The sequence below is a fragment of the Pseudomonas sp. FDAARGOS_380 genome, assembly GCF_002591235.1.
GTDB classification, from domain to species: Bacteria; Pseudomonadota; Gammaproteobacteria; order Pseudomonadales; family Pseudomonadaceae; genus Aquipseudomonas; species Aquipseudomonas salmasensis.
On sequence record NZ_CP023969.1, the window covers coordinates 1,636,129 to 1,655,704 of the forward strand.

General features: G+C 57.9%; 2 protein-coding genes. One reads left to right on the forward strand and one right to left on the reverse strand.

What is annotated here, in order from left to right; translation table 11 throughout:
* Positions 1–25 precede the first annotated feature (25 nt).
* Positions 26–1,381 carry a TolC family outer membrane protein gene (locus CRN80_RS07760; protein WP_098949901.1) on the reverse strand — a complete coding sequence of 452 codons (1,356 nt, stop codon included), beginning with the start codon at positions 1,379–1,381 and terminating at the stop codon, positions 26–28.
* A gap of 336 nt (positions 1,382–1,717) precedes the next feature.
* Between CRN80_RS07760 and CRN80_RS07765 the strand changes: the two genes are divergently transcribed.
* On the forward strand, positions 1,718–19,438 hold the full coding sequence (locus tag CRN80_RS07765; RefSeq protein ID WP_098949902.1) for a retention module-containing protein: 17,721 nt from the start codon (positions 1,718–1,720) through the stop codon (positions 19,436–19,438).
* The last annotated feature ends 138 nt before the right edge of the window (positions 19,439–19,576 follow it).

Genomic DNA, 19,576 nt, shown 5'->3' on the forward strand with positions numbered 1-19,576 from the left:
TAACAGATGGGGCTATTGGGGTGGCTCAATTCATCCCAGGCAGTTGGACTTTAGGTTTCACGTCGTTCTGCACGACGGAGGCCATTGGTGCAACCACTCCCTGGCTCTTGAGCAATTCGCCCATGGTCGCCTTGATTCGGTACTGAGTAAATAACTGAATGTTCTTGATTTCTTCCAGGCGGCGGGAAGCAGTGAACAATTCATTCTCGCTGTCGAGCAAATCCAACAGAGTACGTTGACCAAGGCTGAACTGTTGCTGGTAGGACGTGCGTACGCGGGTGCTGTGATCCACGTACTGCTGGGCGACCGGCAATTGCGCGTTGGCGTTGTTCAGGGCGTTCCAAGCCAAGCCTAGCTCTTCATTGAGTTGGCGCAAGGCGTTGTTGCGGATGTCGAGCGCCTGGTTGGCCTGGTAGGACTTCGATTGCAGGTCGGCCTTGTTGCTGCCACCGGCGAACAGGTTGAAGCGCATGCGCACCATGGCTTCCCAGCCATTGCTGTGGTTGGGGTCACCGGAGACGTTGTTGTCGGCGTTGGTGCCCAGTTCAGCGTCAAAGCGTGGGTAGAACGTGGATTTGGCGGCGTCGTACTGCTTCTCGGCGGCAGAGATATCCGACTCAGCCGAACGCAGCACCGGGCTGTTGTCGAGCATCTGGCGGCGCGCTTCGTTCAGGTCGGCTGGCAGCATGGCCATGAACGGGGCCGGACGCTCGAGTTCGTCGGGCATCTGGCCGACGGCGCTGAGGTAGTTGACCTGCGCGTCGGCCAGGTTGGTCTGCTCAGTGATCAAGTTGTTGCGGGCCTGGGCCAGGCGCGCTTCGGCCTGGTCCTGGTCGGCACCGTTGCCAACGCCACGCTGGGTGCGCAACTTGATCTGGTCGTAGATGCGCTCGTGGTTGCGCAGGTTGTCTTCGGCCAGGCGCACGAACTCACGGCGGGTCAATACTTCCAGGTAAACCTGGGCAACGGTCAGCGCGGTGCGCTCGGAAGTACCCAGCAAGGAGTAAGCGCGGGAATTAACGTTGGCTTGTTGACGCCCGACTTCGCTGGAGGTAGCAAAACCGTCAAAAATCATTTGCTGCAGGCGCAGGCTGGATTCGCCGCGGTTGAGCGTGTCCCAGTGATTGCCGCCCGGGTTGTTGGCGCGGGTGGTGGCGTTGTCGGTTCCTTGGCGGCCGTAACCGGCGTTCAAGTCGACACGCGGCAGGTAGCCACCTTGTGCGGCGCGCAATTGGTAATCGGCGACAATACGGCTGTTAACACCCGCCTGGATTTCCGGGTGTACATCCAATGCCTGTTGCATGGCTTGGGGCAGTGTCTGGGCTTGTACGAAACTGGCGGCGAGAGCGAACGGTATTGCCTTGAACAGGTGCAGACGCATTTAAAATTTCCCCAAGACTTCTTGTCTTAAATCACAGCGATTGGCACCGCTGCGTCGGATAATGGCTACCGTAATGACCGTACGTCGGAAAGTTCAAAAAGCGGAACTGCTTCACACATGTAGGACGGTTCGCCGCATAAATATCAATGTGACATTACTAGGGCGATTGTTTAGGATGGCGACCATAAGGTCAATAGTTTGGCACAAACTAGATAGCTAAAAAATCCAGCCAAATATTTGACGTCAATGCATTTATAGACTACGCCCCCAGATTGGCAGCGCTAATAGCGCGCTGCGAAATGGATTTGTCGAAACGGATCGCCGGAGAAAATTTTAATGAGCAGTGTTGTTGCCACCGTCAAAAGCATTGTTGGTCAAGTTTTCGTAATTTCTCCGGAAGGTGCTCGCCGCGTCCTCGTTGAAGGTGATCGCTTATTCGCGGGTGACCAGATCGACACCGGTATGTCGGGCGCCGTGAGCCTGGAGCTGGCCGACGGCCGTATCCTGGACCTGGGCCGTGACACCCAGTGGAGCGCCGATATGCCGGACTCCACCACCGACCTGGCGGCGGCCAGCGAGCAAGCCGCGCCATCGGTGGCCGAGTTGCAACAAGCCATCGCCGCTGGCGCTGACCCGACCACCGAGCTGGAAGCCACCGCCGCCGGCGCAAACGCTGCCGGTAACGGTGCCGCCGGGGGTGGCCATAGCTTCGTGGTGCTGGATGCGACCGCCGGCCGCGTCGATCCCACCATCGGCTTCCCAACCGGCACACTTGGCCAGGGCACTTCGGCTCTCAACGCGCTGACCGGCGCCCCAGGCTCCGCTGACGCGGGCAACCTGGTGCTGCAGCCGTCGACCCTGTCCGTGAGCGCAACGCCCACCATCACCGAAGCCGGTGGTGTGCTGACCTACACCGCCACCGTGACCAGGCCCTCCACCAGCGACCTGACCGTCACCTTGTCCAATGGCGCGGTGATTACCATCCCGTCCGGCCAACTGACCGGTACGGTCAACGTTCCCCTGGCCCCTAACGACACCCCCTACAACGACCCGAGCCAGATCAGCGTGGGCGTTACCGGCACCAGCGGCGGCGGCAACCTGGTGTTGACCATCGACCCTAACCCGGCCGTGACGCAGATCACCGACACCATTGACACCACCACGGTCACCCTGACCGCTGGCTCGTCCGTGACCGAAGGCGGCCAGATCACCTACACCGCCACCTTGACCAACCCGGCGCAGACCCCGGTGAACGTCACCTTGAGCAATGGCTCGGTGATCACCATCAAGGCCGGTGAGTCGACGGGGACCGTGGTCGTTGATACGCCGGCTAACGACGTCTACAACAACGGTTCGACGATCAGCACCACCATCACGGGCGCAACGGGCGGCAACTTCGAGAACCTGGTACCGAATACCACGCCTGCGGTCACCACCATTACCGATTCGATCGACACCACCACGGTCACCCTGACCGCTGGTTCGACCGTGACCGAAGGCGGCCAGATCACCTACACCGCCACGCTGACCAACCCGGCGCAGACGCCGGTGAACGTCACCTTGAGCAATGGCTCGGTGATCACCATCAAGGCCGGCGAATCGACAGGCAGTGTTGTCGTTGATACGCCGGCTAACGACGTCTACAACAACGGTTCGACGATCAGCACCACGATCACGGGCGCAACGGGCGGCAACTTCGAGAACCTGGTACCGAATACCACGCCTGCGGTCACCACCATTACCGATTCGATCGACACCACCACGGTTACTTTGACCGCTGGTTCGACTGTGACCGAAGGCGGCCAGATCACCTATACCGCCACGCTGACCAACCCGGCACAGACGCCAGTGAACGTCACCTTGAGCAATGGCTCGGTGATCACCATCAAGGCCGGTGAGTCGACGGGTAGCGTTGTCGTTGATACGCCAGCTAACGACGTCTACAACAACGGTTCGACGGTCAGCACCACGATCACCGGTACAACGGGCGGTAACTTCGAGAATCTGGTACCGAATACCACGCCTGCGGTCACCACCATTACCGATTCGATCGACACCACCACGGTTACTTTGACCGCTGGTTCGACCGTGACCGAAGGCGGCCAGATCACCTACACCGCCACCCTGACCAACCCGGCGCAGACGCCGGTGAACGTCACTTTGAGCAATGGCTCGGTGATCACCATCAAGGCCGGTGAGTCGACAGGCAGCGTTGTCGTTGATACGCCGGCTAATGACGTCTATGTCAACGGCAGCACCGTCAGTACGACGATCACGAGCGCGACTGGCGGCAATTTCGAGAGCCTGGTGCCGAGCACCACGCCAGCGATTACCACCATTACCGATTCGATCGACACCACCACTGTGACGCTGACAGCGCCAACCGAGGCGAACGAAGGTGGGCAGGTTACGTATACCGCCACGCTTTCCAATAAAGCGGGCACTGATGTCACGCTGAAGTTGGATAACGGCTCCTCGATCACGATCAAGGCTGGCGAAACTGTTGGCACCGTGACTGTGCCTGCGCCTACCGATGACGTGTTCATCGACAAGAGCACGCAGACCGTCCAGATCACTGAGACCTCTGGCGGCAACTTCGAGAAATTGGAAGTTGCAGGTAATGGCGCAACCACCACGATCAACGACACCCTCGACAAAGTCGATGTGGTTCTGACGGCCACCACCACCGTTGGTGAAGGCGGCAATATCGTCTACACCGCCAGCCTTGTGGATAAGAACGGCGCGCCGGTGACTAACATCACCAACCCGTTGACCGTCACTTTGGATAACGGTCAGACCATTACTATCGGTGTTAATCAATCCAGCGGCACCGTTACTACCGTGGCGCCAGACGATATTTATAAAGGCAATCAGACCGTCACTGCTGCTATCAAGGGCGTGACCGGTGGCGAGCATTTCGAGAACTTGGTTCCTGGTACTACCCCGGTTAATACCACCGTTACGGATACACCAGGCACTGACAACACCACTACGGTGACGCTGACCGCTCCGACCGAAGCGAGCGAAGGTGGTCAGATCACCTACACCGCGACCTTGAGCAACAAGGCCGGTACTGACGTCACGCTGAAGTTGGATAACGGCTCTTCGATCACCATCAAGGCCGGCGAAACCGTCGGTACCGTGACTGTCCCTGCGCCTACCGATGACGTGTTTATCGATAAGAGCACCCAGACCGTCCAGATCACCGAAACTACTGGCGGCAACTTCGAAAAACTGGAAGTTGCAGGCAACGGTGCAACCACCACCGTCAACGACACGATCGACAAAGTTGATGTGGTGCTGACGGCTACTACTACCGTTGGCGAAGGCGGCAATATCGTTTACACCGCCAGCCTTGTGGATAAAAACGGTGCGCCGGTGACTAACATCACCAACCCGTTGACCGTGACTTTGGATAACGGCCAGACCATCACTATTGGCGTAAACCAATCGAGCGGTAGCGTTTCGGTTCTAGCTCCTGATGATGTGTACAAGGGCGACCAAACCGTCACCACCGCCATCAAAAGTGTCACTGGTGGCGAGCACTTCGAAAATCTGGTTCCAGGTACTACCCCGGTTAACACCACCGTTACTGATACACCGGGCACCGATAACACCACTACCGTAACGCTGACAGCTCCGACCGAAACGAATGAGGGTGGCCAGATCACCTATACCGCGACCTTGAGCAATAAGGCCGGTACTGACGTCACGCTGAAGTTGGATAACGGCTCTTCGATCACCATCAAGGCTGGCGACACGGTTGGCACCGTAACCGTGCCCGCGCCTACCGATGACGTGTTCATCGATAAGAGCACCCAGACCGTCAAGATCACCGAAACCAGTGGTGGCAACTTCGAAAAACTCGAAGTGGCAGGCAGCGGCGCCACCACCACCATCAACGACACGATCGACAAAGTTGATGTGGTCCTGACCGCCACTACCACCGTTGGCGAAGGCGGCAATATCGTTTATACCGCCAGCCTTGTGGATAAAAACGGCGCACCGGTGACCAACATCACCAATCCGCTGACCGTGACTTTGGATAACGGCCAGACCATCACTATTGGCGTAAACCAGACTAGCGGTAGCGTTTCGGTTCTTGCTCCTGATGATGTCTATAAAGGCGATCAAACCGTCACCACCGCTATCAAGGGTGTGACCGGCGGCGAGCACTTCGAAAATCTGGTTCCAGGTACTACCCCGGTTAACACCACCGTTACTGATACACCGGGCACCGATAACACCACTACCGTAACGCTGACAGCTCCGACCGAAACGAATGAGGGTGGCCAGATCACCTATACCGCGACCTTGAGCAATAAGGCCGGTACCGACGTCACGTTGAAGTTGGATAACGGCTCTTCGATCACCATCAAGGCCGGCGACACGGTTGGCACTGTGACCGTGCCTGCGCCTACCGATGACGTGTTCATCGATAAGAGCACGCAGACCGTCAAGATCACCGACGCTTCGGGCGGCAACTTCGAAAAACTGGAAGTTGCAGGCAACGGCGCAACGACCACGATCAACGACACCATCGACAAGGTGGATGTAGTTCTAACTGCTACCACCACCGTTGGTGAAGGCGGCAACATCGTCTACACCGCCAGCCTTGTGGATAAAAACGGTGCGCCGGTGACTAACATCACCAACCCGTTGACCGTGACTTTGGATAACGGCCAGACCATCACCATTGGCGTAAACCAATCGAGCGGTAGCGTTTCGGTTCTTGCTCCTGATGATGTTTACAAAGGCGACCAGACCGTCACTACTGCTATCAAAGGCGTAACCGGCGGCGAGCACTTCGAAAATCTGGTTCCAGGTACTACCCCGGTTAACACCACCGTTACTGATACACCGGGCACCGATAACACCACCACCGTTACACTGACAGCGCCGACCGAGGCGAACGAAGGTGGGCAGATTACGTACACCGCCACGCTTTCCAACAAAGCGGGCACTGACGTAACACTGAAACTCGACAACGGTTCAAGCATCACCATCAAGGCCGGCGACACTGTTGGCACTGTGACCGTGCCCGCCCCTACCGATGACGTGTTCATCGATAAGAGCACCCAGACCGTCAAGATTACTGACGCTTCCGGCGGCAACTTCGAAAAACTCGAAGTGGCAGGCTCCGGCGCAACGACCACGATCAACGACACCATCGACAAGGTGGATGTAGTTCTAACTGCTACCACCACCGTTGGTGAAGGCGGCAACATCGTCTACACCGCCAGCCTTGTGGATAAGAACGGCGCACCGGTGACCAACATCACCAACCCGTTGACCGTGACTTTAGATAACGGCCAGACCATCACTATTGGCGTAAACCAGTCGAGCGGTTCTATCACCACCATCGCGCCAGACGATGTCTACAAAGGCGACCAGACCGTCACTACCGCCATCAAAGGCGTGACCGGCGGCGAGCACTTTGAAAATCTGGCTCCAGGTACTACCCCGGTTAATACCACCGTTACGGATACACCAGGCACTGACAACACCACTACGGTGACGCTGACCGCTCCGGCCGAGGCAAACGAAGGTGGCCAGATCACCTATACCGCGACCTTGAGCAATAAGGCCGGTACCGACGTCACGTTGAAGTTGGATAACGGCTCTTCGATCACCATCAAGGCCGGCGACACGGTTGGCACTGTGACCGTGCCTGCGCCTACCGATGACGTGTTCATCGATAAGAGCACGCAGACCGTCAAGATCACCGACGCTTCGGGCGGCAACTTCGAAAAACTGGAAGTTGCAGGCAACGGCGCAACGACCACGATCAACGACACCATCGACAAGGTGGATGTAGTTCTAACTGCTACCACCACCGTTGGTGAAGGCGGCAACATCGTCTACACCGCCAGCCTTGTGGATAAGAACGGCGCACCGGTGACCAACATCACCAATCCGCTGACCGTGACTTTGGATAACGGCCAGGCCATTACCATTGGCGTAAACCAGACTAGCGGTAGCGTTTCGGTTCTTGCTCCTGATGATGTTTACAAGGGCGACCAGACCGTCACCACCGCCATCAAAGGTGTCACTGGTGGCGAGCACTTCGAAAATCTGGTCCCTGGCACTACAGCGGTGAACACCACCGTTACCGATACACCGAGCACCGATAACACCACCACCGTTACACTGACAGCGCCGACCGAGGCGAACGAAGGTGGGCAGATTACGTACACCGCCACGCTTTCCAACAAAGCGGGCACTGACGTAACACTGAAACTCGACAACGGTTCAAGCATCACCATCAAGGCCGGCGACACTGTTGGCACTGTGACCGTGCCCGCCCCTACCGATGACGTGTTCATCGATAAGAGCACCCAGACCGTCAAGATTACTGACGCTTCCGGCGGCAACTTCGAAAAACTCGAAGTGGCAGGCTCCGGCGCAACGACCACGATCAACGACACCATCGACAAGGTGGATGTAGTTCTAACTGCTACCACCACCGTTGGTGAAGGCGGCAACATCGTCTACACCGCCAGCCTTGTGGATAAGAACGGCGCACCGGTGACCAACATCACCAACCCGTTGACCGTGACTTTGGATAACGGCCAGACCATCACCATTGGCGTAAACCAGACTAGCGGTAGCGTTTCGGTTCTTGCTCCTGATGATGTTTACAAGGGCGACCAGACCGTCACCACCGCTATCAAGGGTGTTACCGGCGGCGAGCATTTCGAGAATCTGGTCCCTGGCACTACCGCGGTGAACACCACCGTTACGGACACTCCGGGTACCGACAACACCACCACGGTTACGCTGACTGCGCCAAGTGCCGTTAACGAAGGCGGCCAGATCACCTACACCGCGACCTTGAGCAACAAGGCCGGCACCGACGTCACGCTGAAGTTGGATAACGGTTCGTCGATCACGATCAAGGCTGGCGAAACTGTTGGCACCGTGACTGTGCCTGCGCCTACCGATGATGTGTTTATCGATAAGAGCACCCAGACCGTCAAAATCACTGACGCTTCCGGCGGCAACTTCGAAAAACTGGAAGTTGCAGGCAATGGCGCAACGACCACGATCAACGACACCATCGACAAAGTCGATGTCGTCCTGACCGCCACCACCACCGTTGGCGAAGGCGGCAACATCGTTTACACCGCCAGCCTTGTGGATAAAAACGGCGCACCGGTGACCAACATCACCAATCCGTTGACCGTGACTTTGGATAACGGCAAGACCATCACCATCGGTGTGAATCAGTCGAGCGGCTCCATCACCACCATCGCGCCAGACGATGTGTACAAAGGCGATCAAACCGTCACCACCGCCATCAAAGGCGTGACCGGCGGCGAACACTTTGAAAATCTGGTCCCAGGTACCGATAACGTCACCACAACTGTGACTGATACACCGGGTACCGATAACACCACTACCGTGACGCTGACGGCTCCAACCGAGGCGAGCGAAGGTGGTCAGATTACGTACACCGCGACCTTGAGCAACAAGGCCGGTACTGACGTCACCTTGAAGCTGGATAACGGCTCTTCGATCACGATCAAGGCTGGCGACACCGTCGGTACTGTAACCGTGCCCGCCCCTACTGATGACGTGTTTATCGATAAGAGCACTCAGACCGTTCAGATCACCGAAACCACCGGCGGCAACTTCGAAAAACTAGAAGTGGCAGGCAGCGGCGCGACCACCACCATCAACGACACCATCGATAAGGTTGATGTAGTTCTGACCGCCACTAACACCGTTGGTGAAGGCGGCAACATCGTCTACACCGCCAGCCTTGTGGATAAAAACGGCGCGCCGGTGACTAACATCACCAACCCGTTGACCGTCACCTTGGATAACGGCCAGACCATCACCATCGGCGTAAACCAGACTAGCGGTAGCGTTTCGATTCTTGCTCCTGATGATGTCTATAAAGGCGATCAAACCGTCACCACCGCTATCAAGGGTGTGACCGGCGGCGAGCACTTCGAAAATCTGGTTCCAGGTACTACCCCGGTTAACACCACCGTTACTGATACACCGGGCACCGATAACACCACTACCGTAACGCTGACAGCTCCGACCGAGGCAAACGAAGGTGGCCAGATCACCTACACCGCGACCTTGAGCAACAAGGCCGGCACCGACGTAACGCTGAAACTCGACAACGGCTCAAGCATCACCATCAAGGCTGGCGACACGGTTGGCACCGTAACCGTGCCCGCCCCTACCGATGACGTGTTCATCGATAAGAGCACTCAGACCGTTCAGATCACCGAAACCACCGGCGGCAACTTCGAAAAACTAGAAGTGGCAGGCAGCGGCGCGACCACCACCATCAACGACACCATCGATAAGGTTGATGTAGTTCTGACCGCCACTAACACCGTTGGTGAAGGCGGCAACATCGTCTACACCGCCAGCCTTGTGGATAAAAACGGTGCGCCGGTGACTAACATCACCAACCCGTTGACCGTGACTTTGGATAACGGCCAGACCATCACCATTGGCGTAAACCAATCGAGCGGTAGTGTTTCGGTTCTTGCTCCTGATGATGTTTACAAAGGCGACCAGACCGTCACCACCGCTATCAAGGGTGTGACCGGCGGCGAGCACTTCGAAAATCTGGTTCCAGGTACTACCCCGGTTAACACCACCGTTACTGATACACCAGGCACCGATAACACCACTACCGTGACGCTGACCGCTCCGGCCGAGGCAAACGAAGGTGGCCAGATCACCTATACCGCGACCTTGAGCAATAAGGCCGGTACCGACGTAACGCTGAAACTCGACAACGGCTCAAGCATCACCATCAAGGCTGGCGACACGGTTGGCACCGTAACCGTGCCCGCCCCTACCGATGACGTGTTCATCGATAAGAGCACTCAGACCGTTCAGATCACCGAAACCACCGGCGGCAACTTCGAAAAACTAGAAGTGGCAGGCAGCGGCGCGACCACCACCATCAACGACACCATCGATAAGGTTGATGTAGTTCTGACCGCCACTAACACCGTTGGTGAAGGCGGCAACATCGTCTACACCGCCAGCCTTGTGGATAAAAACGGTGCGCCGGTGACTAACATCACCAACCCGTTGACCGTGACTTTGGATAACGGCCAGACCATCACCATCGGCGTAAACCAGACTAGCGGTAGCGTTTCGGTTCTCGCTCCTGACGATGTGTACGAGGGCGACCAAACTGTCACCACCGCTATCAAGGGTGTGACCGGCGGCGAGCATTTCGAGAATCTGGTCCCTGGCACTACCGCGGTGAACACCACCGTTACGGACACTCCGGGTACCGACAACACCACTACTGTGACGCTGACAGCGCCAAGTGTCGTTAACGAAGGCGGCCAGATCACGTACACCGCGACCTTGAGCAACAAAGCCGGTACTGATGTAACGCTGAAGCTGGATAACGGCTCTTCGATCACCATCAAAGCTGGCGAGACCGTCGGTACTGTGACCGTGCCCGCCCCTACCGATGACGTGTTCATCGACAAGAGCAGCCAGACCGTCCAGATCACCGAAACCACTGGCGGCAACTTCGAAAAACTGGAAGTCGCAGGTAATGGCGCAACGACCACGATCAACGACACCATCGACAAGGTTGATGTGGTCCTGACCGCCACTACCACCGTCGGCGAAGGCGGCAATATCGTCTACACCGCCAGCCTTGTGGATAAGAACGGCGCGCCGGTGACTAACATCACCAACCCGTTGACCGTCACCTTGGATAACGGCAAGACCATCACCATCGGTGTGAATCAGTCGAGTGGTTCTATCACCACCATCGCGCCAGACGATGTGTACAAAGGCGATCAGACCGTCACCACCGCTATCAAGGGTGTGACCGGCGGCGAGCATTTCGAGAACCTGGTGCCGGGCACTACCGCGGTGAACACCACCGTTACGGACACACCGGGTACCGACAACACCACTACTGTGACGCTGACAGCGCCAAGTGCCGTTAACGAAGGTGGTCAGATCACCTACACCGCGACCTTGAGCAACAAGGCCGGTACTGACGTCACGCTGAAACTCGACAATGGTTCAAGCATCACCATCAAGGCTGGCGACACTGTTGGCACTGTGACTGTGCCCGCTCCTAGCGATGACGTGTTCATCGATAAGAGTACCCAGACCGTCAAGATTACTGACGCTTCCGGCGGCAACTTCGAAAAACTCGAAGTCGCAGGTAACGGCGCAACCACCACCATCAACGACACCATCGACAAAGTTGATGTGGTCCTGACCGCCACTACCACCGTCGGCGAAGGCGGCAATATCGTCTACACCGCCAGCCTTGTGGATAAGAACGGCGCACCGGTGACTAACATCACCAATCCGTTGACCGTCACCTTGGATAACGGCCAGACCATCACCATCGGCGTAAACCAGACTAGCGGTAGCGTTTCGGTTCTTGCTCCTGACGATGTGTACGAGGGCGACCAAACTGTCACCACCGCTATCAAGGGTGTGACCGGCGGCGAGCATTTCGAGAATCTGGTCCCTGGCACTACCGCGGTGAACACCACCGTTACGGACACTCCGGGTACCGACAACACCACTACTGTGACGCTGACAGCGCCAAGTGTCGTTAACGAAGGCGGCCAGATCACGTACACCGCGACCTTGAGCAACAAAGCCGGTACTGATGTAACGCTGAAGTTGGATAACGGCTCGTCGATCACTATCAAAGCTGGCGAAACCGTTGGCACCGTGACTGTGCCTGCGCCTACCGATGATGTGTTTATCGATAAGAGCACCCAGACCGTCAAGATCACCGACGCTTCCGGCGGCAACTTCGAAAAACTGGAAGTTGCAGGCAACGGTGCAACCACCACCATCAACGACACCATCGACAAAGTTGATGTGGTCCTGACCGCGACCACCACCGTTGGCGAAGGCGGCAACATTGTCTACACCGCCAGCCTTGTGGATAAAAACGGCGCACCGGTGACTAACATCACCAATCCGTTGACCGTCACCTTGGATAATGGCCAGACCATCACCATCGGCGTAAACCAGACTAGCGGTAGCGTTTCGGTTCTTGCTCCTGATGATGTCTATAAAGGCGATCAAACCGTCACCACCGCTATCAAAGGCGTAACCGGCGGCGAGCACTTTGAAAATCTGGTGCCGGGTACTACGGCGGTGAACACCACCGTTACGGATACCCCAGGCACCGATAACACCACCACGGTTACGCTGACTGCGCCAAGTGCCGTTAACGAAGGTGGTCAGATCACCTACACCGCGACCTTGAGCAACAAGGCCGGTACCGACGTCACGCTGAAACTCGACAACGGCTCAAGCATCACCATCAAGGCTGGCGAAACTGTTGGCACCATCACTGTCCCTGCGCCTACCGATGACGTGTTTATCGATAAGAGCACTCAGACGGTCAAGATCACCGAGACCACTGGCGGCAACTTCGAAAAACTGGAAGTTGCGGGCAACGGTGCAACCACTACGATCAATGACACGATCGACAAAGTCGATGTCGTCCTGACCGCCACTACCACCGTTGGCGAAGGCGGCAACATTGTCTACACCGCCAGCCTTGTGGATAAAAACGGCGTACCGGTGACCAACATCACCAACCCGTTGACCGTCACCTTGGATAACGGCAAGACCATCACTATCGGCGTAAATCAGTCGAGCGGCTCTATCACCACCCTCGCACCGGATGATGTGTACAAAGGTGATCAAACCGTCACCACCGCCATCAAAGGCGTGACCGGCGGCGAGCACTTCGAAAACCTGGTCCCTGGTACGACGGCAGTGAACACTACTGTCACCGATAACCCTGGCACCGATAACACCACTACCGTAACGCTGACGGCTCCGGCACAGGCAAACGAAGGTGGGCAGATTACGTACACCGCCACGCTTTCCAATAAAGCGGGCACTGACGTAACACTGAAGTTGGATAACGGTTCGTCGATCACCATCAAGGCCGGCGAGACCGTCGGTACTGTGACCGTGCCCGCCCCTACCGATGATGTGTTTATCGATAAGAGCACCCAGACAGTCAAGATCACCGACGCTTCCGGCGGCAACTTCGAAAAACTGGAAGTTGCAGGCAGCGGCGCGACCACTACGATCAACGACACCATCGACAAAGTTGATGTTGTCCTGACCGCAACCACCACCGTCGGCGAAGGCGGCAACATCGTCTACACCGCCAGCCTTGTGGATAAAAACGGCGCACCGGTGACCAACATCACCAATCCGCTGACCGTCACCTTGGACAACGGCAAGACCATCACCATCGGTGTGAATCAGTCGAGTGGCTCCATCACTACCATTGCGCCGGATGATGTCTATAAGGGCAATCAAACCGTTACCACCGCCATCAAAGGCGTGACTGGCGGCGAGCATTTCGAGAACCTGGTGCCTGGCACTACGGCAGTGAACACCACTGTCACCGATACCCCCGGTACCGACAACACCACCACCGTGACGCTGACGGCTCCGGCCCAGGCAAACGAAGGTGGGCAGATTACGTACACCGCCACGCTCTCCAACAAAGCTGGCACTGATGTAACGCTGAAGTTGGATAACGGTTCGTCGATCACGATCAAGGCTGGCGACACTGTTGGCACCGTAACCGTGCCCGCGCCTACCGATGACGTGTTCATCGACAAGAGCACCCAGACCGTCAAGATCACTGAGACTACTGGCGGCAACTTCGAAAAACTCGAAGTTGCAGGCAATGGCGCAACGACCACGATCAACGACACTATCGACAAAGTTGATGTGGTCCTGACCGCCACTACCACCGTCGGCGAAGGCGGCAATATCGTCTACACCGCTAGCCTTGTGGATAAAAACGGCGCGCCGGTGACCAACATCACCAATCCGCTGACCGTGACCCTGGATAACGGCAAGACCATCACCATCGGCGTAAACCAGTCGAGCGGTAGCGTTTCGGTTCTTGCTCCGGATGATGTCTATAAAGGCGATCAAACCGTCACTACCGCCATCAAAGGCGTGACCGGCGGCGAGCATTTCGAGAATCTGGTCCCTGGCACTACCGCGGTGAACACCACCGTTACGGACACACCAGGTACCGACAACACGACTACTGTCACCCTGACTGCACCAAGTGCCGTTAACGAAGGTGGCCAGATCACCTATACCGCCACCTTGAGCAACAAGGCCGGTACTGACGTCACGCTGAAACTCGACAACGGTTCAAGCATCACCATCAAGGCCGGCGAAACCGTCGGTACCGTGACTGTGCCTGCGCCTACCGATGACGTGTTTATCGATAAGAGCACCCAGACCGTCAAGATCACCGACGCTTCCGGCGGCAACTTCGAAAAACTGGAAGTTGCAGGCAACGGCGCAACCACCACCATCAACGACACCATCGACAAAGTCGATGTGGTTCTGACCGCCACCACCACCGTCGGCGAAGGCGGCAACATCGTCTACACCGCCAGCCTTGTGGATAAAAACGGCGCAGCGGTAACCAACATCACCAATCCGCTGACCGTCACCTTGGACAATGGCAAGACCATCACCATCGGCGTGAATCAGTCGAGCGGCTCCATCACCACCGTAGCACCAAACGACGTCTACAAAGGCGACCAAACCGTCACCACCGCCATCAAAGGCGTGACTGGCGGCGAGCACTTCGAGAACCTGGTGCCGGGCACGACGGCGGTGAACACCACTGTCACCGACACGCCGGGCACCACCGATTTGACCACCATCACCCTGACCGCCCCGACCGCGGTTAACGAAGGCGGCCAGATCACCTACACCGCCACCTTGAGCAACAAGGCCGGCAGCGACATGCTGGTCCAGCTCGACAACGGTTCGAGCATCACCATCAAGCAAGGTGAGACCGTGGGCACGGTGACCGTCCCGGCGCCTACCGATGACGTGTTCATCGACAAGAGCACCCAGACCGTCAAGATCACCGGCACCACCGGCGGCAATTTCGAGGGTGTGACCTTCACACCTGCGGGCGCCACGACCACCGTCAACGACACCATCGACGACGTGACCGTGGTACTCAAGGCCACTGGCTCGGTCAGCGAAGGCGGGCAGATCGTCTACACCGCGTCCCTGGTCGACAAAAACGGCGCAGCCGTGAACAACGTGGGCTCCGACCTGGTGGTAAGGCTGGATAACGGCTCGACCATCACCATCGGCAACGGCAAGTCCACCAGCTTCACGACGGCTACCGCACCGAACGATGCCTATATCGGCGCCAATGATGTCAGCGCCAAGATCACCAGCGTGGTCAGCGGTGGCGACAAGTACGAGCATCTGATTGTTGACGGCAACCCCGCGGTCACCAAAGTCACGGATGTGGTGACGGACACCAAAATCAGCATTACGGGCGACGGCTCGGTCACTGAAGGTGGCACCGCCCACTACACCCTGACCTTGACCAACCCGCCGCAAACCGACGTGACCGTGACGCTCAAATACAGCGGCACCGCCACTGACGGTTCGGACTTCACTGGCGTGTACACCGTGAAGATCCCGGCAGGCTCCAGCAGTGTGCCGTTTGATATCCGCACGCTCGACGACAAGATCACCGAACCTACGGAACAGATCGTTATCACCATCGACAAGGTCACCGGGGGCAACTTCGAGAATCTGGTGATCGACAAAGGCACCGTCACCACCAACATCCTCGACAACGATGCGCCGCCGGTGCTCGACCTGGATGCCAACAACTCCAGCGGCGCCACGGGTGCTGATTACAAGACGACGTTTACCGAGGGTACCGCCGGGCCGGGCGTGTCGATCGCCGACACGGATATCAAGATCACTGACCCAGACAGCACACTGCTGACGGGCGCGACGGTCACGCTGACCAACGCACAGGCCGGTGACGCCCTGAACCTGGGCAATAGCGTGAATGGCATCAGCGTCAGCACCAACAACCAGACGGGCACTATCACCCTGACGTTGTCCGGCAGCGCGACGCTGGCTGACTACATGCAGCGTATCCAGAACATCACGTTCACCAACAACAGCCACGACCCAAGCACCACGCCGCGCACCATCACCGTGACGGTGACCGATGGCGGTAACTACTCCAACGTTGCCACCACCACCGTCAACGTGGTGGCGGTCAACGATGCGCCAGTGGCCACTGGCGGTGCCGTGACCGGTACGGAAGACACCGCCCTGGCCCTGACCTGGGCCAACTTCGGCGTGAGCGATGTGGACTCGCCGCAAGCCAGCCTCGGGGTGAAAATCACCGAGCTGCCGGTGGCCGGCAAGCTGCAATACCTGGCGGCGGACGGCAGCACCTGGACCAACGTGACCAGCGGCCAGACCTTTACCAAGGCCCAGATCGACGGCGGCCAACTGCGCTTTACGCCGAACGCCAACGAGTCCGGCGCCGACGGTTATGGCGGCACCGGTGTGGGTAACAAGCAGGCGGATTACGCGCAGTTCAAATTCCAGCCAACCGATGGCAAGGACCTGGGTACCAGCGCCACGGTGAAAGTCGATATCACCCCAGTGGCCGACGCACCGACCCTCAGCGTGGCCGACAACAACGTTGCCTCGACCGGGCTGGTCAAACAGGGCTGGAACAGCATCGCCGGCCTTGGAAACAACGGCAACGGCGCTGCGCCAGACGTACTGAAAAAAGCCATCGACAACGCGGGCACACCCAACAACACCTCTGTGGTGACCAACGTCGAGTCCGTCGACAACGTCGCCGCCGGCTCGGGTTCCAAGATCTCCGGTCTGATCTATATGGAAGCGGGCAAGAGCTACACCTTCAGCGGTATCGCCGATGACAGCGTGGTGGTCAACGTTGGCGGTAAAGATGTTGCCAGCGGTTTGTGGGGCACCAACAGCGGCAAGTTCAGCGGCTCGTTCACGCCAACCACCACCGGTTACTACAGCCTTGAGATCTACCAGGCCAACCAGGCGGGGCCTGGCAGCTTTGACGTCAACCTGTCGGTCAACGGCGGGGCGGTGCAGAACCTGAGCACCAGCACCGTGCCGCTGTACACCGGCCTCACCGACCTGACCAACGCCGGCGTAACCCTGTCCGACCTGCATGGCAGCAACGGCGACGGTTACTACGTGGGCTACAAGCTCAACGAAGGCCAGGAAAACGGCACGGTCAAATTGTCCAAGGTCACCACCGCGCTGACCGACACCGACGGTTCGGAAACCCTGAGCGTGAAGATCAGCGGCATTCCGGCAGGCTCGGTGCTTACCGACGCATCGGGGCACACCTTTACCGCGGGTAAAACCGTGGGCGAAGTGAATGTCACCGGCTGGGACCTGAACACCCTGACCATCAAGCCGCCGACCTACTACAGCGGCCAGTTCAACCTGACGGTCACCTCGACTTCCACCGAGAGCATCGGCGGTTCAGCGACCACCACCGCGCAATTGCCCGTCACGGTGCACCCAGCGACCTACAACTCGGTCACCGGCACCTCGGGCAGCGACACTATCAATGGCAGCGATGGCAACGACATCGTCGTGGCCGACATCGCCGGCCTGAACGTGGTGCAGGGCAAGAACTACAACATCGCGTTCATGGTGGACAGCTCCGGCAGTATGAGCGTCGCCTCGCTCGACGCCGCGAAGGCCTCGTTGACTTCGGTGTTCAACTCCCTCAAGGACAGCCTGGGCGCCAACACATCGGGTACCGTAAATATCTTCCTGGCGGACTTCGATAGCCAGGTGAAAAAGTCGGTGGCTATCAACCTCAACGATCCTAGTGCACTGACTCAGCTCAAAGCGGTGCTGAACTCGATGGCATCGGAAGGCGGTACCAACTACGAAGACGTGTTCAAGGCCACGGCCAACTTCTTCCAGAGCGACCTGGCGACCAAAAACACCGGCGCAACCAACTTGACGTACTTCATCACCGACGGCCAGCCGACCTACCACCAGAGCGGCGAGCAGACCAACCCGGTAGTGACTGACTTCTACGACTTCCGCACCACCGATGGGCGCCTGGACGACTACATCAGTGCGAACAACTATGTGCTGGGTAACACGTTCAGCATTAACGTCAATGGCGCTAACCTGCAGTTGATCGACGGCCAGGGCCAACTGCACCAATGGAAGCAGACGTTCCTGGGTGGTTGGTACGACAACGGCGTCATAGGTACCGTGCACGCCCAGGGTGACGGGACTTTTGAAGTCTCCTACCTCGACGGCTACGGTAACGGCACCAGCACCGCAACCATCAACAACGCCAACAGCGGTTTTGCATTGCTCAAAGGGTTGTCGGCGGTGGAAGCAATCGGGATCAACGGCGCCGTCAGTCTCGACGATCTCAAGCCGTACGATACCGATGGCAAGCCGCAAACCAACATCGATCCGAAAGACCTGGCCAACGCCATCCTCGGCCACACCGAGGCGACGTTGCCGGGCGCAGACACCATCAACGGTGGCGACGGCAATGACATCCTGTTCGGCGACCTGGTGAGCTTCAGCGGGATCAATGGCGAGGGTTACAACGCGCTGCAGGCCTTTGTCGCACAGAAGACCGGCGTGGCTGTCTCTGCGGTAACCGCTTCTAACGTTCACCAGTACGTCACCGAACACTATGTGGACTTCGACGTCTCCGGCGCCAAGGATGCCAACGACACGCTGCTGGGCGGCGCTGGCGATGACATCCTGTTCGGCCAAGGCGGCAACGACACGCTCGATGGCGGCAAAGGCAATGACATCCTGCTGGGTGGCACCGGCAACGACACGTTGATTGGCGGCCAGGGCAACGACATCCTGATCGGTGGCTCGGGTGCCGACACCTTTGTGTGGAAGTCTGGCGACATCGGCAACGATGTGATCAAGGACTTCAAGGCCTCGGAAGGCGACCGCATTGATCTGCGTGATTTGTTGAAAGGTGAAACCGACAGCACCATCGACAACTACCTCAAGATCACCACGGTAGACGGCGTGTCGACCCTGCAAGTGAGCAGTGAAGGCAAGCTCAACGCCGCCGGTGGCCTGGCCAATGCCGATGTGACGATCAAGCTGGAAGGCAACGATTGGTCCCACACCAGCATCAACTCGCTGATCAGTGGTGCCGACCCGACCATCAAGATCGACCACACTTAAGACACGATTAATCGGCCGCCCTTTCAGGCGGCCGATTTTTTGGCCTGCGGGCCGCTGGCTCTGGCGGACGGTGCATCGCATACTCACGCCCATACACGCAGCGTTGACCTATGCTGTTGAACGCCTGTGGCGCATTTT